This window comes from Thermobaculum sp. T2p (genome assembly GCF_059335935.1).
On the sequence record NZ_JANZYQ010000017.1, the window covers coordinates 40,156 to 60,591 of the forward strand.

At 46.6% G+C, this 20,436-nt stretch carries 17 protein-coding genes; 4 read left to right on the forward strand and 13 right to left on the reverse strand.

Annotation, left to right across the window (positions count from 1 at the left end):
• Positions 1-21: 21 nt before the first annotated feature.
• Positions 22-1,191: a radical SAM family heme chaperone HemW gene (gene hemW, locus N2245_RS08440; protein WP_494536295.1), complete on the reverse strand. Its 1,170-nt coding sequence runs from the start codon at positions 1,189-1,191 to the stop codon at positions 22-24.
• Between the two features lie 129 nt (positions 1,192-1,320).
• On the opposite strand from hemW, the gene N2245_RS08445 reads away from it, so the two are divergent.
• Positions 1,321-2,790, forward strand: coding sequence for a leucyl aminopeptidase (locus N2245_RS08445; RefSeq protein ID WP_494536296.1), 1,470 nt, complete (start codon positions 1,321-1,323; stop codon positions 2,788-2,790).
• A 23-nt stretch (positions 2,791-2,813) separates the two neighbouring features.
• On the forward strand, positions 2,814-3,782 hold the full coding sequence (locus N2245_RS08450) for a polyprenyl synthetase family protein (protein ID WP_494536297.1): 969 nt from the start codon (positions 2,814-2,816) through the stop codon (positions 3,780-3,782).
• Here the strand turns inward: N2245_RS08450 and N2245_RS08455 are convergent.
• Positions 3,777-5,426 carry a hypothetical protein gene (locus N2245_RS08455; protein ID WP_494536298.1) on the reverse strand — a complete coding sequence of 550 codons (1,650 nt, stop codon included), beginning with the start codon at positions 5,424-5,426 and terminating at the stop codon, positions 3,777-3,779. The genes N2245_RS08450 and N2245_RS08455 overlap by 6 nt on opposite strands.
• A gap of 116 nt (positions 5,427-5,542) precedes the next feature.
• Here N2245_RS08455 and N2245_RS08460 point away from each other — a divergent pair, with 116 nt between their 5' ends.
• Positions 5,543-5,749, forward strand: a complete 207-nt coding sequence (locus tag N2245_RS08460; RefSeq protein WP_494536299.1) for a hypothetical protein — start codon at positions 5,543-5,545, stop codon at positions 5,747-5,749.
• Here the strand turns inward: N2245_RS08460 and pyrE are convergent.
• From pyrE to N2245_RS08510, 10 genes are all read right to left on the reverse strand, one after another.
• Positions 5,739-6,326, reverse strand: a complete 588-nt coding sequence (gene pyrE, locus N2245_RS08465) for an orotate phosphoribosyltransferase (RefSeq protein WP_494536300.1) — start codon at positions 6,324-6,326, stop codon at positions 5,739-5,741. The genes N2245_RS08460 and pyrE overlap by 11 nt on opposite strands.
• 7 nt (positions 6,327-6,333) lie before the next feature.
• Positions 6,334-7,398: a calcium/proton exchanger gene (gene cax, locus N2245_RS08470; protein WP_494536301.1), complete on the reverse strand. Its 1,065-nt coding sequence runs from the start codon at positions 7,396-7,398 to the stop codon at positions 6,334-6,336.
• Between the two features lie 31 nt (positions 7,399-7,429).
• The gene (carB, locus tag N2245_RS08475; RefSeq protein WP_494536302.1) at positions 7,430-10,717 is read right to left on the reverse strand and encodes a carbamoyl-phosphate synthase large subunit; all 3,288 of its coding nucleotides are present in this window, start codon (positions 10,715-10,717) and stop codon (positions 7,430-7,432) included.
• Complete coding sequence (carA, locus tag N2245_RS08480; protein WP_494536303.1) at positions 10,717-11,823, reverse strand: glutamine-hydrolyzing carbamoyl-phosphate synthase small subunit; 1,107 nt, start codon at positions 11,821-11,823, stop codon at positions 10,717-10,719. Before carA ends, carB begins: the two co-directional genes overlap by 1 nt.
• On the reverse strand, positions 11,808-13,154 hold the full coding sequence (locus tag N2245_RS08485; protein ID WP_494536304.1) for a dihydroorotase: 1,347 nt from the start codon (positions 13,152-13,154) through the stop codon (positions 11,808-11,810). The genes carA and N2245_RS08485 overlap by 16 nt, the downstream gene beginning before the upstream one ends.
• Positions 13,147-14,082 (reverse strand): aspartate carbamoyltransferase catalytic subunit, encoded by a 936-nt coding sequence (locus tag N2245_RS08490; protein WP_494536305.1) that lies wholly within the window; start codon positions 14,080-14,082, stop codon positions 13,147-13,149. The genes N2245_RS08485 and N2245_RS08490 overlap by 8 nt, the downstream gene beginning before the upstream one ends.
• Positions 14,083-14,086: 4 nt before the next feature.
• Positions 14,087-15,448 (reverse strand): uracil-xanthine permease family protein, encoded by a 1,362-nt coding sequence (locus N2245_RS08495; protein ID WP_494536306.1) that lies wholly within the window; start codon positions 15,446-15,448, stop codon positions 14,087-14,089.
• Between the two features lies 1 nt (position 15,449).
• Positions 15,450-16,010: a bifunctional pyr operon transcriptional regulator/uracil phosphoribosyltransferase PyrR gene (gene pyrR / locus N2245_RS08500; protein WP_494536307.1), complete on the reverse strand. Its 561-nt coding sequence runs from the start codon at positions 16,008-16,010 to the stop codon at positions 15,450-15,452.
• 165 nt (positions 16,011-16,175) lie between these two features.
• Positions 16,176-17,621 (reverse strand): peptidoglycan D,D-transpeptidase FtsI family protein, encoded by a 1,446-nt coding sequence (locus N2245_RS08505; protein ID WP_494536308.1) that lies wholly within the window; start codon positions 17,619-17,621, stop codon positions 16,176-16,178.
• A 194-nt stretch (positions 17,622-17,815) separates the two neighbouring features.
• Positions 17,816-19,135, reverse strand: coding sequence for an FtsW/RodA/SpoVE family cell cycle protein (locus tag N2245_RS08510; protein ID WP_494536309.1), 1,320 nt, complete (start codon positions 19,133-19,135; stop codon positions 17,816-17,818).
• A 150-nt stretch (positions 19,136-19,285) separates the two neighbouring features.
• On the opposite strand from N2245_RS08510, the gene N2245_RS08515 reads away from it, so the two are divergent.
• The gene (locus N2245_RS08515; RefSeq protein WP_494536310.1) at positions 19,286-19,582 is read left to right on the forward strand and encodes a hypothetical protein; all 297 of its coding nucleotides are present in this window, start codon (positions 19,286-19,288) and stop codon (positions 19,580-19,582) included.
• A gap of 4 nt (positions 19,583-19,586) precedes the next feature.
• Here N2245_RS08515 and N2245_RS08520 read toward each other — a convergent pair whose 3' ends face one another.
• Complete coding sequence (locus N2245_RS08520; RefSeq protein ID WP_494536311.1) at positions 19,587-20,342, reverse strand: class I SAM-dependent methyltransferase; 756 nt, start codon at positions 20,340-20,342, stop codon at positions 19,587-19,589.
• Positions 20,343-20,436 lie beyond the last annotated feature (94 nt).

Genomic DNA, 20,436 nt, shown 5'->3' on the forward strand with positions numbered 1-20,436 from the left:
GATAGCTGTAAACCTACAATTCTAATCAGGAAGTATCCTAACAAACACTTCGTTAGAAAGCAGTCTGCCCTTCGAAGTGAGTCTGAAATAGTTATCCTTCCACTCTACAAGCCCCAAACCAGCAACATCATCGATCTTACCGCTCAGAAAAGATCGTAAGCTTTGACCGTATCGTAGCTGAAAATCTTCGGCGTTCACACCCTCCGCAAGCCGTAGATGCAGGATAACGTATTCAGACCTCTCGATGGGCGCGCTCAGCTCTTCTTGCCAAAATATAGGGCTCTGCCCATTATTTATAAGTGAAATATACTTAGAAGGCAATAACTCATTGTAATAGCGCACGCCGTTTAGAAACCCATATGCTCCTGCCCCAGCCCCTATAAACGGCTCTTCTCTCCAATAAATCATATTGTGTTTGGCCTGCTTACCTGGCCTACACCAATTGCTTATCTCATAGTGTATATATCCGGCTTTTTCCAGGACCTCTTGAGCAAGCTCATACATATCAGCCATTAAGTCGTCATCTGGAGAGGGCAGCTTCCCCCGTGATATCAACTTATGTAATGGGGTTCCTTCTTCAACAGTCAACGCGTAAAGTGATAAATGATCAGGCTCTATATCTATTACACGGGATAAGTTAAGTCTCCAGTCATCTAGAGTTTGAAATGGCAAGCCATATATCAGATCGACGCTGATGTTCTCAAATCCTGCTGCCCTTGCAGCACTGTAAGCCTCCAAAGCATCTTCAACCGTATGGTGTCTAGCCAGCCTGCGCAAATCATCATCCTTGAAGCTTTGTATACCAATACTGACTCTATTTACACCCAAAGCTAGGATAGCTCTAAGGTACTGCTCATCAACCGTACCAGGGTTAGCTTCCATTGTTATCTCAGCATCATCAAACAATCTAAGGTAATCATGCGCAGTACTAATGATACACTCAACCTGACTGGGAGAAAGAAGGCTAGGTGTGCCGCCTCCCATATAGAGCGTTTTCGCAGCCAGTCCTTGATTACTGTAGGTTACAAGTTCCTTACTAAGGGCAAGCACATAATCAGGTATGAGAGCATTTTTCCCGGCATAACAATTGAAATCACAGTAGATACACTTGGTTCTACAAAAAGGTATATGAACGTATAATCCTACATAGGAGGGTTTATTGGTTTGTTCTAGCTCATTACCTCTATTCACATATGGAATCTTAGCTGCAGGATACGACGTATGTCCAGAAAGACACGGGCCCAGCTTGCTATAATCTCTTCGGTTTCAGGTAAGATACCTATGATCACCAAGGTTGATGGCTAGGTAAAAGGAAGAGATATGAAGATTACTTACCGTGTTGGCGAACCACTTGAATCCGAAAGAAGATATGTAGCAATACCAATGTTTGCAGGGCAGGCTTTGCCCTATGTGAACCAAATAGAGTCAAATATATCATCGACGGATCTGGTCGGCGTAGCATCACAGAAGGGTCAAGTATCCCTAATAAATGCAGGACAAAGGGATAAGTTTATCCTTCTAATTGGGATGGGCGAGCTCAGTAATACCGTAGAGGACATCAGAAAGTTCTCTGGGACTGCTGTCAGGTGGGCCAGGAAACATAAAATCGATAACCTATCAATATTCTTACCATCACTCGCAGAGCCAAACGAAGCACTGGTAGCAGCGGCGGTACACGGCGCTATAGTGGGCAATTTTTCACCCGGAATATATAAAACCCCCTCTCAGGAAATAAACGTAGAAAGTATAGAGCTCATACTAGAATCTTCAAGCTCCGATATAAAAGCAACCATCAACAGGGCTACAGCAATTGGAGAGTCGGTTAACCTGGCCAGAACCCTTGCTAACGAGCCTCCCAATGTACTAACAACAAGGGAATTTGCTCACAGGGCACAGAGTTTATGTGAGGTCAATGGATTGGCTTGTGAGATACTTGAGGAAGAGGATCTAAGGCAAAGAGGTTATGGTGCTATCCTCGCGGTCGCAAGCGGCAGCTCAGAACCTGCGAGAATGGTAATCATCAAATATCTAGCCAGCGACAGCCCAAACACTATAGGGTTCGTAGGGAAAGGCATAACCTTTGATACTGGTGGTATATCACTCAAGCCGGCTGAGAATATGCACAGGATGAAGTCAGATATGTCTGGCGCTGCAGCAGTGCTAGGTGCGATGATAGCTATATCTAAGCTTAAACCTGAAGTGAACGTAGTTGGTATTCTATGCCTAGCTGAAAACATGCCTAGTGGCTCAGCCATGAGACCTGGAGATGTAATAAAAGCCGGCAGCGGGAAAACCATTGAGGTGCTAAACACTGATGCTGAGGGCAGATTAGTACTTGCTGATGGCATCGTACAAGCCAAGAGGGAGGGTGCAACACACCTGGTAGATGTTGCCACGCTCACAGGAGCCTGCGTAGTAGCTCTTGGAACTATTACCACGGGAGTCTTCGGGTCCCATCAGTACTGGACAAATGTAGTGCTCAACGCCGCCTCACAAGTAGGTGAGAAGATGTGGCAGATGCCTACTTTTGCAGAGTATAGAGAACAGCTAAATAGCGACATAGCGGATATAGCTAATAGCGGCGGCAGAGAGGCCGGGGCTATAACTGGTGCTCTATTCATCAAGGAGTTTGCTGAAGATACTCCATGGGTACACCTGGACATAGCAGGCACTGCTTGGAATAATAAGGACCTTCCACATCTAGCCAAAGGGCCAACAGGAGTGGCTACTGCTACATTAACTAAGATAGCTGATATAGTAGCAAGTCATGGTATAGATAGTAATGGCTAATATTATTCAACTTGAGGTTTGATGTGACTACACTCACTTCCTTCGGAATCATATCGTCGGAACTCAGGCAAGTAGAACAGAAACTACTGGAATCAGTGCCAGAAGAGATACCGGAGCTAGCATCGGTAGTAAGATCACTGATTTTAGCCGGTGGAAAGAGACTAAGACCTGCGCTAGTCTTTCTTTCTGGCAGCATCAACTCGCCGGATCACGAAAAGCTGCTTAACGCCGCCGTGGCCGTTGAATTACTGCATACTGCAACTCTTATACATGATGACACAATAGACCAAGCTGACGTCAGAAGAGGTATAGCCACTGCCAACTCGATATTTGGCCCTGGAGTTGTCATTCTCCTAGGAGATTTTCTGTTTGCAAAAGCTGCTCACTACGCGGCAATGACGTCAGATCCAGAAGCAATTGATCTTTTTGCGAAAGTCCTGATAGTCATAGTAGATGGAGAGCTGAGGCAGAGTTTAGGGAAGAACAACGGAGTACCTTCAGAAGAAGAGTACTATCGACGAATATACGCAAAGACAGCAGCTCTCTTCGAGTGTTGTACCGAAACTGGGGCTATACTCTCCAAAGCACCAGAATCTCACAGAAGAGCATTAACCACTTATGGCAAAAAGTTAGGGTTAGCTTTCCAGATCATAGATGACTTGCTAGATTTCACATCTACTGAACAGATAGGCAAGCCTGTGGGTAACGATATAAGGCAGGGTACTATAACTCTACCAGTAATACTGTTCCTTCAAAGTGCCGACATTAACGATCACAGAGCTGAACATGTTAAGGCAGTCATATCAGGACTCAGCAAAGATTATGATGGGGCTATAGATATTATCAAATCTTCAGGAGCTCTAGAAAAGGCAAGAGACAAAGCAGCAGCCCTTATTGAAGAGGCCAAGTCCGCTTTACTAGTGCTACCTAACAGCGATTCTCGTGAAGCCATGATGGAGATAGCTCAGTTTACGTTAGAGCGGACCTTATAGTGAGTTCCCTTGCTCTTCTACTAACTGCTGTGCCCTACTGATTACCTCTTCTAACGTAATTGGTAGGAAGCATACCTTACTATCAAATCTATGTTCATAGAGCCACTCAGTTGTAATCGAAAGCGCATACGTGGGCACGTTCGTCGGTTCTTGACAGGACTCCAATAAAATTAATAGGTTCTTTATCTTCTTTCGAACGTCCTCGATGTCATCCCAACTAGCCCTGGTGGCAACAATGGGTATATTTATAACTCCAGTAAATAACAGCTCTCGACTCAGAGAACAATAGCTTATTATGATAGCAGGACCTTGAAACCTGTCAGAGGTCAAGCTGAACTGGCCCCTCTCGATCTTCTGCAAAACACTCGTCATACTTGACCGTTCTAGGCTATGCTTACTATCTAGACCAGTTATATAAATAAGTCGGCTTATTATTGGCTGTAGTTTCTCAGGATCCTGCACAACTTGCGCAAGAACTTCAGGTTCCTTAGGAAGAATAGAAGGACAGAAAGTTAGTGCCGATTGAACTACGATCTTTAGGTCGTAGAGCAGCTTCCTATTGGGTAAAGGGCCTATATGAATAGCTCCTTCTTTCCTGTTATCGCTGGCAACAGTTAACTTGATGCTATCTTTTTTCTCTATTCTCAACCACCAGAGCTTGCGGGTTCGCATCTTTTGGATGTTGTATTTGGGGTTCAGGCCCGCTATTAGAGCCATTTCCTCAATTTGCGCCTCAAGATGTGTAGCCAACAGCACATAATCAAAATCACTCACATTCTCAAGAAAGCCTCTCATGTTGCGAGTTATGTCTACTTGCCCACCCAGATAAGTCCTAAGTCTGCTACGGAGATTAGAGGAGCTCCCTATGTACATAGGAACACCATATAAGTCGTAAAAGATATACACTCCTGGCCATTCCGGTACAGCTCTCACCTTTTCCTGCATGCGACGTAGTCTAGAACCTACGTCTTGAGCAGCATGATGTGTGTAGCTACTATTGATCGCACTCAAAATCACCTGTATCTCTTCTACAAGGGGGTTATAGTTTAAAAACGGTCCCGGCGATAAGCCATTGAGAACGTAGTTTGATTTACCCTTATCCCAGCCTTTAGAACTTACAACCACGGGCTCGGCTAGATCTGGGGACAAGCCTATCCTAGAAAATTCATAGGCTAGAGAGTTCCAGACCTTGATATCCAGTACGTATACATTTCTACCCGCTAAGTAGTAGCTGATATCCTTTGCTACATGCTCAAAAGGCACAGGTTCTATATCCACAAACCAATCGTACAGCCCTTCTTGATATAACGGCACCTTGGAATCAACAGAAAATCTCCAATACCTTACCGTAGATTCTTCAGGAGCATATATTGCTAGCAAAAGCAATCGACCTCTGTTAGCTCTAGTTGTACGACCGGTAAGTAAAACTGGTTGTCTAGATAAGGCATCTTCCTTAAGTCTCCAAACCCCGTTGGGATCCTTTTCTAATCTGGGATCCCCATCTAGACACTGCTCCAGGATCCGGATCCAAGCAGGACCACTATTTATAGCACCAAAAAGTTCCCGAGCTAAAGAATCTTCACTCTTCGGACCAGTTTTAAGAAGCGTTACAGCACGAGATCTGATTTTATCCTGAGAATCCATTATCACCTCTCGTAAATACATGAGCAAAGGCATAAATACTGCTAGAAAATAGCAAAACGCAACAATATTTATACCCTAACACGGTATAATTAGGGGAAGGTAGGGAGGGTTAGGTGTTGGGTAATAACGAAGGTTTTCACAAAGATCCATTTCTATCTACCGTACGTACCATAGGCCGCGTTTCACAAATAATAACTGAGCTTAGGGCTGAATATGAACGCAGACCAAATCCAGCTACTTTAGCTCAGATCAGACATCGCATTCGAGAGCTGGCGGAGCTTGAGCGTCAACTGGACTCAGACGATATACTAGCTACGGGTTAACCTTAGCAGAAGTCCCTCTTTTAGTAATTGGTACTCCAGCGGAACAAAGGGGACACTCTTCTGGGTTATAAGTCGGTATATCAAGAGTTATAGTAGCCCAATAGTCAAGACCCAAATCAACTTTTCCCGCAGATCTGTCCACAAGCAGACCAACGCCTACCACATTACCGCCCAACCGGTTGACAGCCTCAATAGTGTCTTTCACGGATCCTCCAGTAGTCATGACATCATCTACTATTAGCACTCGCTCACCAGGCTTAATCTCAAAACCGCGTCTGAATTCCCTACCACCTGCCGGAGCAGGTTCAGCGATTATACTTCGCAACCCCATCTGTCTCGCTACCTCGAAGGCTAATATCGCCCCACCAGTAGTCGGCCCTGCAACAACCTCTGGATTCCTATCAGCAAAATGCTGTACGATCTGGCTACATAAGGATGAAGCTAAATCAGGTTTCTCAATAATCCGAAACTTCTCAACATAGTATTGCGCATGTAGTCCACTCGAAAGTAAGAAATGCCCTTCAAGAAGTGCACCGTTTCGAACTAATAATTCTCGGGTATCATTCGTCTCCCTCATAAGCCTCCTAAACAGGTAAGAAATAGAATGCTATCCCTAATATGACATATGCTGTAATAAGCTGTGCGCCCTCAAGCCAGTTGCTTTCACCATCCAATACCACTAGATTACCTATTAGAACAGCGGCTATAAGTGCAACTATCTCAAATCTTGTGAATACCAAGTCCATATGCTTAGAGAAAAGCAGGCTTACTAGGACCAGCACTGGAGCTACAAACAGTGCTACTTGCAAGCTACTACCTAAGGATATAGAAAGGCTCAGGTCCATTCTATTCTTTAAGGCTACCTGCACTCCTACCAGATGCTCAGCCACGTTACCAACGAGAGGTATGATCATTACTCCCAGGAAGATCTCTGTCCACCCTAAGGCACTTACAACCTCCTCTACAACTCCTACTAGTATCTCGCTCATTACCACAATACCTATAGTGGAAGCAACGAGTAGACCCAATGACATAGGAAGGGTCCAGCTAGCCGTATGCTCACCCTCAGCACTATCAGAAACACCTTTGTGGGAGTTAGGAGAGGTAAAGAAAGAATACAATAGATATAGGACATATACCACTATCATGGCGATAGCTACACCATCGCTTAGCAGCTGTACATCTTCATGACCCGACTCACGTTGTATCGTGGCCGAAAAGATAGTTGGAACAGATATCGATATAACAGCAAGCAACATCATGGATGCAACAGCCCCCATGCTACCCCTATCGAACCTCTGGATGCCGTTCTTTATACCACCCGCTAACAGGCTTGCACCCATAACTATTAGGATGTTGCCTATGATAGAGCCAGTTATAGAAGCCTTTACTAGGTCGACCAAACCCGCACGAAGAGCAACTATGCTTATGATCAACTCAGCTGCGTTCCCGAGAGTAGCGTTCAATAAGCCTCCTACCTGTGGACCGGTATAGACGGCTAGCTCTTCAGTAGCCTGACCTAGCACAGCTGCAAGAGGAACTAGGGCAATAGCAGAAGTAATAAATATAAGCAGATATAAGTCTGGGACGAGAAAGTGTAGAAGTACTGCTATAGGTAAAAAAATAAGCAGTGCGTATATATATTTCACACATCACTCCCAACAAACCGTAATAAAGAAGTTACACAGCCAAAATATCCAATGCACCCTGCCTATACTCTACAACAGTAGCAATATTATAATCTCCTCTTCTCTGTAATGCTTTCACCAGAGACTTAGCTGTATCCAGAGATGTCAGGCAGGGAATACCGGACTCTGCAGCCGCACGACGAATCTCAAAACCATCTCTTATGGTCCTACCAGACCTAGAGGGCGTATTGATTACTAAGGAAACCTGCCTCCTCCGGATGATATCGGTGATATCTGGGCGTACTGATCCTATCTTGTGCACTACCTGGTTTACACGGATACCATTGTCCTCAAAGAAGGTTGACGTACCTTCGGTACAGACCAACGTGTAGCCCATGTCAACCAGAGCAGCAGCTAATGGCAGAGCCTCGGATTTCTCATGGTCAGCTATGGACATCAGCACAGATCCCCCTGGAGGAGGATTTATACCTGCGGCTATCATAGCCTTCATAAGTGCTGGTTCATATTCAACATCTACGCCCATAACTTCGCCTGTACTCTTCATCTCGGGGCCAAGAACCGTGTCAACCCCAGCTAGTTTCGACATGCTAAATACCGGAGCTTTCACGGCATATAGTGGCATCCTAGGTACTAACCCCGTAGCGTAACCCATATTAGCAAGCTTACTGCCAAGCATCACGTGAGTAGCTAGAGTTACCAAAGGCACCCCGGTGACCTTGCTAATAAAGGGTACTGTACGGCTGGCTCTAGGGTTTACTTCAAGGATATACACCTGATGATCCTGAACCACAAACTGAACGTTCATCAGCCCTTTGACGTTCATAGCTCGAGCCAACCTAACCGTGATCTCTTCAATTTGTGAGACATCCTGGTCATCCAGAGTTATCTGCGGGTACACGCCAAAGCTGTCTCCTGAATGCACGCCTGCTCGCTCGATATGCTCGACTATACCAGGGATAACCACCGTCTCTCCGTCAGATACAGCATCTACTTCCACTTCAGTGCCTTCGATGTACCTATCAAGCAGAACTGGATGGTCCCCACTTACCTCGGTAGCAGCATCTATATAGTCCAGAAGTTCTACTTCGTTGTAAACTATTCTCATAGCCTGTCCACCCAGAACATAAGAAGGCCTTACAAGAAGCGGGTAACCTATCCTGGTAGCGGTCTCCAAAGCAGAATCCAGATCTCTAGCAGTCCCTCCAGGTGGTCTAAGTAACCCCAGGCTATTGAGCAACCCGTCGAAGCGCTCTCGATCCTCCGCCAAATCGATGGACTCTAGCGAACTACCTAGGACCTTAAAGCCAGCTCTGTGTAACTTGGAGGCAAGATTTATGGCCGTCTGTCCACCGAATTGTACAATCACAGGAGGTCCTGCTACCGGCAGTTCATCACCTTCAAGCGTAGATTGAGTAGGATAGCCTTCGGCAAGCGTTTCCAGACGCTCATTCTCGACTATATCTCTAATGCTTTCGTCGTCAAGTGGATCAAAGTACAGCCTATCCGAAGTATCAAAGTCTGTGGAAACGGTCTCAGGATTGCTATTGATCATTATGCTCTTTACTCCAGCTTCCCTTAGAGCCCTTGCACTATGGACGCTACAGTAGTCGAACTCTATGCCCTGACCAATTCGTATAGGACCGGAACCTATAACAACAGATGACCTACCCTCTTGTGGGAGAGCCTCGTTCTCCTCCTCATACGTGCTGTAGAAGTAGGGAGTTGTAGCCTCAAATTCGGCGGCACATGTGTCCACCATCTTCCATACGGGAGTTATACCCCATTGCTTGCGTAACTTCCTGATGTCCTCAGCACTTACGCCCTTAATCTGAGCTATATATGCATCGGAAAAGCCTAGCCTCTTCGCCCTCCACAATAGAGCTTTGTCTAACTCGGAACGTCTGATGACACCCTCCAAGGAGATTATATTTTCCATGCACTTTATGAACCATGGATCGATTTTCGTCTTCTCAGAGACGTCTTCAACTGTATAACCTCTCCTCAGCGCAGTAGTTATGGCCCAAAGCCTCTCATCTGTAGGCACTTGTAAAGCCTTATCCAGCTCCTCTAGGTCATTCCACTTTGGAGACTCCCAGAGCAGGTTTCTGCCCGAGATTTCCAGAGAACGTACTGCCTTCTGTAGAGCTGCTTCAAAGCATCGATCTATAGCCATAACCTCGCCGGTAGCCTTCATCTGGGTACCTATCCTCCTATCACCTTCCGTAAATTTATCGAAAGGCCATCGAGGTATCTTGACCACACAGTAATCCAGTGAAGGCTCCAAAGCAGCCGTTGCCGAGGACGTAACCGCGTTAGGTATCTCATCTAGTGTAAGACCTAACGCTATCTTGGCGGCAACCCTAGCTATAGGATAACCAGTGGCCTTCGATGCTAAAGCTGAGCTTCTACTAACCCTTGGGTTGACCTCTATGACATAGTAGTCATCTGACTTAGGATCCAGGGCAAACTGGACGTTGCAACCACCTTCAATTTTCAGAGCGCGCACTATTCTAAGCGCTGAATCCCTGAGTATTTGATACTGGCGATCAGACAGAGTCTGGCTCGGAGCCACCACAATAGAATCGCCAGTATGTACACCCACAGGATCTATGTTTTCCATATTACAGACTATGATGGCGTTGTCTGCGCTATCTCGAATGACCTCGTACTCGACCTCTTTCCAACCCTCTATAGATCTCTCGAGTAGGGTTTGGCCTATCGGGCTAGCCCTTAGGCTATGCTCTATTAGCTTAGTCAGCTCTCCCTGGTTGTGAGCGATGCCACCGCCAGTCCCTCCAAGCGTATATGCAGGCCTACTAATGAGCGGGTAACCAATCTGATTAGCGAAAGCTATGGCTTCTTGTACAGAATGCACAGTCATGCTCTCAATTACAGGTTCTCCTATCTCCTGGAGCAGCTGCTTGAACAGTAGCCTATCTTCTGCCTGCTTGATACTATCCAGGGAAGTCCCAAGAAGCTTAATCCCATACCTATCAACAATACCCGCAGAGGCCAGCTCAACTGCCAGGTTTAGGCCCGTCTGTCCGCCGAGCGTTGGTAATATGCCATCAGGTCTCTCCCTGCTAATTATCTTCTCCAACACGTCCACATTCAGGGGCTCAATGTACACTCTATCCGCTGTGGACTCATCGGTCATGATGGTCGCAGGGTTAGAGTTCACAAGCACAACAAATATGCCCTCTTCTCGCAAAGCTTTGCATGCTTGACTACCAGAGTAGTCGAACTCTGCAGCTTGGCTGATAATTATCGGGCCAGAACCTATAACCATAACTTTCTTTATGTCGGACCTGATGGGCATTAGCTTTGCCTCCTTGAATAATTCTCAACCATCGAAAGGAAGTTAGAAAATAGGTACTCGTTCTCATCAGGGCCAGGAGAGCCCTCCGGATGGTACTGCACCGAGAAAGCTGGCCTGGTTACGTGCAGTATCCCCTCCACCGAGCCATCGTTCAGACTAACGTGACTGACCTTCCAACCTTCATGCACTGGTATGCTATCAGCATCTACCTGGTATCCATGATTCTGAGATGTTATGTGTACTTGCCCAGTAGCTAGTTCTTTTACTGGGTGATTTGCCCCTCGATGACCAAACTTAAGTTTGCTTGTGGTAGCACCGATGGCAAGTCCCAGTATCTGGTGCCCCAGGCATATACCGAAGAAAGGCACATCGTTGTCCAGCACAGCTTTCACAGCTCTAACTGGAGCTTCAGCATTTTCGGGATCGCCTGGTCCGGGTGAGGTGAGTACACCATCGGGAGAGAGCTCTAGTATATCCTCTGCGGTAGCTGAATAAGGAACTACAATTATCTCTACGGGGTGCTTAGCCAACGACTTGAGTATATTATGTTTGAGGCCACAGTCTATTACTACTATTCGCCTGCCAGCTACATCTGCCTTGTATTCATATTTCTTACCCAGGCTAACCGTGTCCACACTGGGAAGATCATCTGGAGTAAGAGCCCTCTGAGCTTTATCTAGTAGCTCTTCAAGCGAGTACTGAGACATATCAGATACAAGTACGCCTCGCATCGTGCCATGAGATCTTATATGGCGGGTTAATGCCCTGGTGTCAACCCCACTTATTCCAGGAATTCCGTGTCTCTTGAGGTATGAATCAATAGTTCCCTGACTAGACCAATGGGAAGGATGATCACAGTGCTGCCTAACTACTAGTCCAGCTATCCAAGGACGGACAGACTGATCGAAGGCTTCACTTATCCCATAGTTACCAACAAGAGGATATGTAAGGCATAGTATCTGCCCATAGTAGGAGGGATCGGTGCACATCTCTTGATATCCAGTCATGGACGTGCTGAACACAACCTCTCCTTCTGTATAGCCGAGGTAGCCGAATGGCTCTCCTTTGAATATCCTGCCGTCTTCCAGAATTAATGCTGCTTCCATTTCGCCTTTAATTCCTCTCTTACATAGCGCTTATTTCCCAATATGGTCATAAGTACTCGGCCTGTGACCTGCCTACCAATCAAAGGGGTATTTTTGCCCTTGGAAATCAGAGTCGATGGGGTAACTGTCCACTCCAGGTTGGGATCGAACAACACCAGGTTCGCATCTCTTCCCTCCTCTATTCCCCAATGGTCAATACCAAAGGCCTTGGCTGGAGAGATGGTGAGCAAGCTCACCATCTTCATCATAGAAATTCTTCCGGCTCTGACTAACTCCAGACTAAGAGGCAAGGCAGTCTCAAGTCCACTAATACCGAATGCTGCCTCTTCAAACGGACAATCTTTTTCGAGAACTGAGTGCGGAGCATGATCAGTGGCAATTGCGTCAATCGTCCCATCAACTAGGCCTTCAATGACTGCCTCAACATGCTCTCTAGACCTAAGAGGAGGATTGACTTTAGCATTAGTATCGTATGCTGAAATGCTCAAGCATCGATCAGCACTAGAATCTTGCCATCCTGCCACCCACTCATCAGTAAAGGTAAAATGATGGGGTGTAGCTTCAGCTGTGACTTGCACACCCATCTTCTTCGCATGTCTGATGGCTTCAACTCCTCCAGAGGTGCTCACATGCGCAATATGTATATGCCCCCCTGTCTCAGCGGCTAGTGCTAGATCTCTATAGATCATGACCTCCTCCGCGCTAGCAGGTATTCCAGGAAGTCCCAAACGAGCGCTAACAGCTCCGTCATGCATACAACCATTAGCCGATAGATCACTATCCTCACAATGGGAGGATATGGGCACTCCCAATGTTCTGGAGTAAAGTAAAGCCAGACGCATCATTCGGGAGTTCATAACAGGACTGCCATCATCGGAAAAAGCTACGGCCCCTGCCTTAACCATAGCTTCATAATCAACCGGTAATTTACCCTGCCTCGCAATGGTAATAGCACCTATTGGGAGAACCCTTACGCCATTACCATTAGCCCTATCTACTACCCATCTAACTAACCTGGGATTGTCTAAGGCAGGGTTCGTGTTAGGCATAGCACATATAGTGGTGAATCCACCAGCTAGAGCTGCACTTGCTCCAGACGCTATAGTTTCCTTATGTTCCTCTCCGGGCTCTCTGAGGTGTACATGCACATCTACGAAACCAGGGGATAACACTAAACCGTCGCAGTTTACACTTTCAGCCTGATCTACATCCAGCGACTTACCAATGCAGACGGCAGTTATCCGACCGTCCTCTATTAGAACGTCTCCAGTACTATCAATCGAGGTATAAGGACATACTATTCTGGCGCCTCTCAGCAGTAATCTACTCACTATCTCCTCCTAGAAGCATGCTAAGAACTGCCATCCTAACTAGCACGCCGTTCGCAACTTGCTTTTGGATCAAGCTGTTGGGAGCTACCATAAGATCCGCAGATATCTCCACTCCCTCGTTAGCTGGTCCAGGATGCATAACAAATGCGTCTGGACAGTACTTTGCTATGACTTCTGGGGTAATGCCATAGTTCGTTATATAGTTGCGAATACTGGGTATATACCCCTGATCCTGCCTTTCTCTCTGTATGCGCAGAGGCATAACTACATCAGCACCTGTGATCCCCTCTTCGAGAGAGGTATGCATGCTAACTGATAGGCCGAGTCCATATAACCAATCTGGGTGTATAGATAATGCTGGAGGAGATACAAGCCTAACGTTAGCTCCGCACATAGCGAGTGCGATCGCGCTAGATCTGGCAACTCTACTGTTCTGGATATCGCCTACGATAGCCACGGTAACACCTTCAATGCGGCCTAATGCCTGATAAACAGTCAGCAGATCTAGCAGCGCCTGAGTTGGATGAGCATGCCTACCGTCTCCAGCGTTGATAATCACACCAGAGTAGTGTCTTGCCAGCAGGTAGGAGGCGCCAGCAGCCTGATGCCTCAAGACTATGGCATCCGCCCCCAGAGCCTCGACAGTTCGAACAGTATCTATCAGAGACTCGCCCTTTTCTACACTGCTCCCGGCCACAGCGAAATTTATAACCTCAGCCCCGAGCTTACGTGCAGCTATCTCAAAAGACATTCTTGTCCGTGTACTTGGCTCATAGAATAGGTTGACAACTAGTTTGCCAGCTAGCTGATGCGAATAGACAGTTGAATCGGTCCTACCAAACCACTCAGCCTGCTTCAATATTCGCTCTATCCCAGCTTTCCCTAGAGTATCTACATCAAGCAAATGCTTCTGAACTGCGACAGCCATTCCATCAAACCTCTGCATCAGCTACAGCGATAGACTCTCCTTGTTGTGGCTGAGACTCCAATCTGAGCAAAATTTGATTGAGAAGTATTGCAGCAAATGTGGCCAGAGCCATATCACCAAGTGCGAAATTGCCTATATTGATGGTCCCGGTAGGTACTTGCGACAGGACATCAGCAGGCAATTTGTTAGCCTGCACCAGATTACTTACCGTAGAATGTGCAAACTGTAATGCTGCGCTACCTCCCCCAATGACAAGGGTAGCTCCAAATACTATTAGAGGTCTGGGACTAGTAAAATCAATTCCCGCATCCCGAATAATCCTTCCTGAGGTAGCCACTATAAGACCAAATAGCAATATTGATATACCACCCATAACTGGAACGGGTATCGAATTAATCAGCGCCCCAAATTTTGGACAGAAGCCGAGAATTATGGCCGTGGCGGCCGCAGCTATGAACACATAGATGCTGTATATCCTAGTCATAGCCATGACGCCTATGTTTTCAGCATATGTTGTTTGTCCAGGGCCTCCACCCAAGGCGGACACCATAGTGGCCACAGCATCGCCCAGGAATCCTTTACCTAGATGGGGGGTAAGATCACGACCCATATTGGAATCAAGAGCTTTGATATGGCCTGCGTTCTCGGCTACAAGCACCAAAGCTACGGGCGCTATCAGGGATATAGCCCTCCAGCTGAATGTAGGATGCACAAAATTGGGCAGCCCTATCCAAGCAGCATTGCGAACAGGAGAAAGGTCTACCTCGCCCATTATTAGTGCAACAATGTAAGCTACGATCGCACCAAGAAGTATCGGGACTAGGCGAGGAAAGCCTCGAGCTCCCACTGCGATAATGCCGGCAGCCAGCAGGCTTATGATCGCTAGCGTTATGTTACCTGAAGCCATGTTGATAGCAGTAGGAGCCAGAGCCAGGCCTATAACAGCTACAACCGAAGCAGTAACCACAGGAGGCATCACAACATCAATCCATCGTGGCCCAGCCCACATAACTATTACTGCAATAACTGCATAGACAACTCCTGCTGCAAAGATCCCTCCCAGTGCTGCCGGTATGCCACCCTGAGCCTTAGCTGCAATGACGGGAGCGATGAATGCAAAGGAGCTTCCCAGGTAAGATGGGATCTTGCCTCTTGTAATTAGAATAAAGATGATCGTTCCCACACCAGAGAAGAAAAGCGCTAGGCTTGGGTCAAAACCCATGACTATCGGCGCCAAGACGGTTGCACCGAACATAGCTAGTACATGCTGTATGCCAAGTACCAACGTTCTACCCAGTGGCAGCCTAGTCTCAGGGTAAGCTACAACTAGCTGATTGCTTTCTACCGTCTGTGCGTTTGAACTCATGTCAGTCCTCTCCCCTCCTTACGATGTATACCCCTTCCACCCCATCGACATCTGATATCCTTACTAGAACCTCTTCTTCTCGAGATGATGGAAGGTTTTTGCCTACATAATCAGGCCTTATAGGTAATTCCCTGTGCCCCCTATCTATAAGAACAGCCAGCTGAATCCTTGCTGGCCTACCCATATCTATCACAGCCTCCATGGCAGCCCGAGCCGTGCGTCCAGTGTAAAGGACGTCATCGACAAGTATCACTGTACGGTTTTCAACCTGGAAATCTACATTGGAGTAATTAGATCGGTAATCGTCTCTTCTTAAGAGGTCATCTCTATAGGGGGTGATATCTATCTCTCCAACCGGGACCTTTACGCCTCCGATACGGAGCAGCTCAGTCTGAAGCCTATGGGCCAGATGCACTCCTCGGGTACGGATACCTATTAGGACTACATCGTAGAGGTCAGGGTTGTTCTCAAATATCTGATGTGCCATGCGGATAAGCATCCTTCGCATGGCAGACTGATCTATAAGATTCTTCGCTCGCTCATCTAATCTATTTGGACCCATAATAAAAGCTCCTGCTTTTTCCGCAAGGCGGCAGGCAGGAGCTTAGGCTAACAGACATATTTATATAGCTATAGCCAGATTGTCCTTGCCTTGCCAGCCTCACGGGACTGGATTTAAAGGCTAACTGATTATAGGAACACTAATGGTCCAATTGCAAGCACCACATTACTTACTATATTCCTGCAGAGCTGCCTGTAGCATGGCCTTAGCAATAGGAGCAGCAACCTTGTACCCTTCGCCACCGTTCTCAACTAAAACTGTCACAGCAAACTGAGGATTGTCGGCTGGAGCAAAAGCAGTAAACCAGGCATGAGGAGCTTGCCCTTCTCCTAGTTGAGCTGTACCTGTTTTGCCGGCAACCTTAACACCAGGAATCTTCGCATTCTGACCACTCCCACTGTCGACTGTGGCCACCATCATTTCCTTGATCTTCTGTGCGGTATCCTTACTCACCACTTGTTCAAGCGGGGTATAACTCCTCTCTTCAATAACTCGACCACTTGGCGAGACTATTTTCTTTACCAGGTAAGGCGCTGGCATAACACCTTCGTTAGCTATAGTGGAAGTGATCAAATTAATCTCCATAGGCGTTGCCAAGATCTCTCCTTGGCCAAAAGCAGTATCTGCCAGTAGCACCCGATTACTCAGATCGGCTGGATCCTTGGCCAATTGACTAATTGATATAGGTAAATCAAAAGGTATACGCTTCTCGAAGCCAAATCTTCTCGCGTATTCCCTAAGTCCTGCAGCTTCAACTTGTAGACCCACCTGAGCAAAAACAGCATTCAAAGACCATTTGTAAGCCTCTAGCAACGTCCACTTAGTCTTGCTTTCGTCAGGTCTATTTGGATCTCTAACTATATGTCCCCCAACGACAAATTCACCATCATCCTCATAGATATTATCTGGCTCCGCAACTCCAAGATCTATAGCCGCAGCGGCCGTAACGGTCTTGAAGGTGGAGCCTGGAGAGTATAGCCCCTGCAGAGCCCTGTTAATTAGCCTGGCATCAGCACCACTGCTTATCTTAGAAAGTTCCTCTCTCAACCTATTGATTTCTTGATTTCTTACAGATGGATCAGGGTTCATAGTCAGATCCTGGGCGTTGTAGGTGGGATTGCTCACCAGAGTCAGAACCTCACCAGTCTTAGGATTCATCATCACGATAGCCCCTCTTCTGCTGCCTAGCAGGCGTTGCCCAAGATTCTGTAGTCTAGCATCTAAGGTCAATACAAGATCATTGCCTACCATTGGAGTGTGGAAGACTTTGCTTCTAAGCCTCTCGATGGGATCACCAGCACGACCAGAAAGATAATCGTCATAAGCTTTCTCAAGAGCTGATTTACCGATCACAGCATCTGGAGTGAAATAACCAGCTATATAAGACGTAGAAGGGTCTGAGTAAGTACGCCTAACATAGCCTTGCTTAGTGATCACCCTTCCGGCTATCTCAATACCGTTCCGATCGTATATACGACCACGCACTACCCTTAGCTCTGCATTCAGTAGCCTAGGATTATAAAGCCCTCCTACTGGAGTGGTAGCGTAAGTATCAGCTATGATGAACTGCTGGCGTAGAAGCTGCAGGCTAAGCATGATAAAGCTCGCCATCAACACCCCCACGATTCTCCATGTATTCTTTTTCCAATCAGGCGCATCAACCGGAATCATGGAAAATATCAAATAGCAGAGAGGCAGCATGCTCAGGTAAAGACAAGACATCCATATTACATCTGAACCAGAGGTTGCACCATAGATGAGCAACCCAGCTATGCATACAAGGCTAAGAAGGCGCAGGAAAAACTTCAATTTGCGTCCCTCCCCCTAGCTCCACTAATACCGAGGAGCAATCCCGCCATGATAAAGTTGGTCAAAGTGGAGCTGCCTCCATAAGCGATGAACGGAAGAGTGACGCCAGTTAGGGGAATAAGCTTGATATCTCCTGCTATGATTATGAAGGTCTGTACGCCAAATATAGTTGTTATACCTATGCCCAGCAACTGGTAAAAACCATGTCTCGCAGCCATAGATATCATAAATCCACGATATATAAGCACTATATATAAGGCAAGAATGGCGATGGTGCCTATCAATCCCAACTCTTCACCAATGGCTGAGAATATCATGTCGGTATGTACATACGGCATGTTCTGGGGGGCATCGTAGCCTATGCCAGTACCAAACACACCGCCGGTACTAAGAGCAAACAAAGACTGTATTATCTGAAAACTCGAATCATACGGGTCGAACGCCGGATTCAGCCATGCAAGCACCCTGACCTGTACGTGTGCGAAAAGCTGGTAGGCTACATAAGATCCAGCCACGAACATACCACCCAGTACCCAAATATACAATCCCCTACCAGTAACAACGTAGAGCAGAGCTAGAAAAATAGCAAAGAATAGTAGAGCTGTGCCAAGATCCTTGAGCAGAACTATAACCAACATCGACAGCCCCCACATAGTAACCATAGGAGCGAGGTAAGGCAGGGGAGGCAGCTTTAGCGGTCCAACCCTGTAGAAAGAGGTTAAAAGTTCCCGACGTTCATCAAGATATGAGGCCAAAAAGATAACTAACAGTACTTTGACTATCTCTGAAGGCTGAAAGAGAATAGGACCAAGCCTATACCAGAGCTTGGCCCCATTTATCTCCACACCAACGTAGGGTATAAGGAGAGCCGCCATCAATAACAAACCCAGAACGGCGATGGAATATTTATATCTACGCAGCCTATAAACTAGATCCACCTTGGCCGCAACTACCATCATGGCGATAATGCCAAGCAGAACCCATAAGCTCTGTCTTATAGCTATACCGCCCAAGGGGTTGTCGCCACCAGGCATGATAAGCTCTAGCCTTCTTATGACAACTAGACCCACAGCCGTAAGTATAGCTACTGTAGGAAGGATAACCTGGTCGCCAGCAAAGCGAGTGACCGTGAAATAAAGGTGAACAACAAATAGCGCGCCCACGAAGGCTAGAGCTGTAGATAGGTCTGATAGAGTCCAGTAAGCCTCGCCACGACTTACTAAAGTTATGAGTAGAAAACCTGCTACTATAAGCAGGGCTGCTAATATCAGTAGCTCCAGTTCTATAAACCTAAATCTACGTACAGTCTTGACCATGCTTATACTATTACACCATCTATGAGAGGATTAGGCAAACAAGCCGAGTTGCTAATCAAGCAACGAAGGATACCTAACCGAATGCATTTGACTTGAATATGTTAGCTACAATATACTTTGGAAAAATCACCTGATAACAATACAGAACAAATGGAAGAATTAGAAAGACAGGACCACGAAGAAGAAATCGACGTACAGCCCAACGAAGCCAAGGTGCTTATAACGCTCGTTAGAGGCGAGGATGGCATCGATGGATTCATCCTTACTAGAGAGGGTTTCGATTTTGATCCTGGCGATACTGAAGGCTTTCCTCAGAACGATGTGCTCAGATTAGCCTCTGAGCTCCTGCTAAGGGCATCAGGGTACGAAGACAGAGATGTACAACAATTCCTAGATTCTGCGCCTAGAGGTCCTATAAGGCTTGAAGAGAGGGAAGTAGAAGAATAGACTTCTATATGTTTCCCTTTGCTCCCACAACTATCAGCCTGTCACCTTGGCCATAATAAGGCGTCATGTCCCAACTACCGAAGACGTTTTCTATCTTCAGTCCTGCGGCCTTGAATAGAAGATAGATCTCTCCAAGAGTATAATTTCTCATCTCAGCCTCAAAAACCACCCTCTTGAGGGTATCAGAGCTACTTATATCCCAGATAATAGTAACGTGATCAATAGAGTTAGCTTGGTCTGTCTTTACAGACACCAACTTCAGAATAATATCCTCACCTCTCCTAAACTTGCCAGCTAGTAATACCTCTCCGTTGCCAGGTCTCCTGCCAGCAACATCCTCCATGTCCAGAATGAGCAACCCAGACGGCCTCAAAGCTTTCTTAATACCCTCCAAAATCTCCATCGCCTGCTGTAGATCGTGCACATGCGACCAAGTATTGAGAGCACATATGGCTAGGCCAAAAGTTTCCTCCGGCAAGTTATACAGGCTGTCTTGCATCACACCATGGATCAGCTTGAATCTCGCCTCAGGCAAACCTGATAGTCGTCTCATGGCCCTGTCTAACATATGAGGAGAGGCATCAAGACCTACCACCTCGTACCCATGCTTTACTAAGGGAAGCATCACTCTACCAGTACCACATCCCAGATCAAGCACCGGACCGCCAGTGCGAGCTGCATAGCTGAGATAGAGGTCTATGTCCTCAGTTACCGAATCATGCTCCAAATCGTATAGTTCCGCAACTAACTCGTCGTACATATCTGAAGCATAAAGAAAGCAGTAACAAGCAAGCAAGTGCCAAACATGACCAAACAGATGATAAAATCCAATCTGTAGTAAAAAGACAAGCCAG

Bases quoted from the DNA above. Each gene is read 5' to 3' on its own strand.
- N2245_RS08445 (WP_494536296.1), top strand. From the start codon at position 1,321: ATGAAGATTACTTACCGTGTTGGCGAACCACTTGAATCCGAAAGAAGA.
- N2245_RS08455 (WP_494536298.1), bottom strand. From the start codon at position 5,426: ATGGATTCTCAGGATAAAATCAGATCTCGTGCTGTAACGCTTCTTAAA.
- pyrE (WP_494536300.1), bottom strand. From the start codon at position 6,326: ATGAGGGAGACGAATGATACCCGAGAATTATTAGTTCGAAACGGTGCA.
- carB (WP_494536302.1), bottom strand. From the start codon at position 10,717: ATGCCCATCAGGTCCGACATAAAGAAAGTTATGGTTATAGGTTCTGGC.
- carA (WP_494536303.1), bottom strand. From the start codon at position 11,823: ATGGAAGCAGCATTAATTCTGGAAGACGGCAGGATATTCAAAGGAGAG.
- N2245_RS08490 (WP_494536305.1), bottom strand. From the start codon at position 14,082: ATGGCTGTCGCAGTTCAGAAGCATTTGCTTGATGTAGATACTCTAGGG.
- N2245_RS08495 (WP_494536306.1), bottom strand. From the start codon at position 15,448: ATGAGTTCAAACGCACAGACGGTAGAAAGCAATCAGCTAGTTGTAGCT.
- pyrR (WP_494536307.1), bottom strand. From the start codon at position 16,010: ATGGGTCCAAATAGATTAGATGAGCGAGCGAAGAATCTTATAGATCAG.
- N2245_RS08505 (WP_494536308.1), bottom strand. From the start codon at position 17,621: ATGGCGAGCTTTATCATGCTTAGCCTGCAGCTTCTACGCCAGCAGTTC.
- N2245_RS08510 (WP_494536309.1), bottom strand. From the start codon at position 19,135: ATGGTCAAGACTGTACGTAGATTTAGGTTTATAGAACTGGAGCTACTG.
- N2245_RS08515 (WP_494536310.1), top strand. From the start codon at position 19,286: ATGGAAGAATTAGAAAGACAGGACCACGAAGAAGAAATCGACGTACAG.
- N2245_RS08520 (WP_494536311.1), bottom strand. From the start codon at position 20,342: ATGTACGACGAGTTAGTTGCGGAACTATACGATTTGGAGCATGATTCG.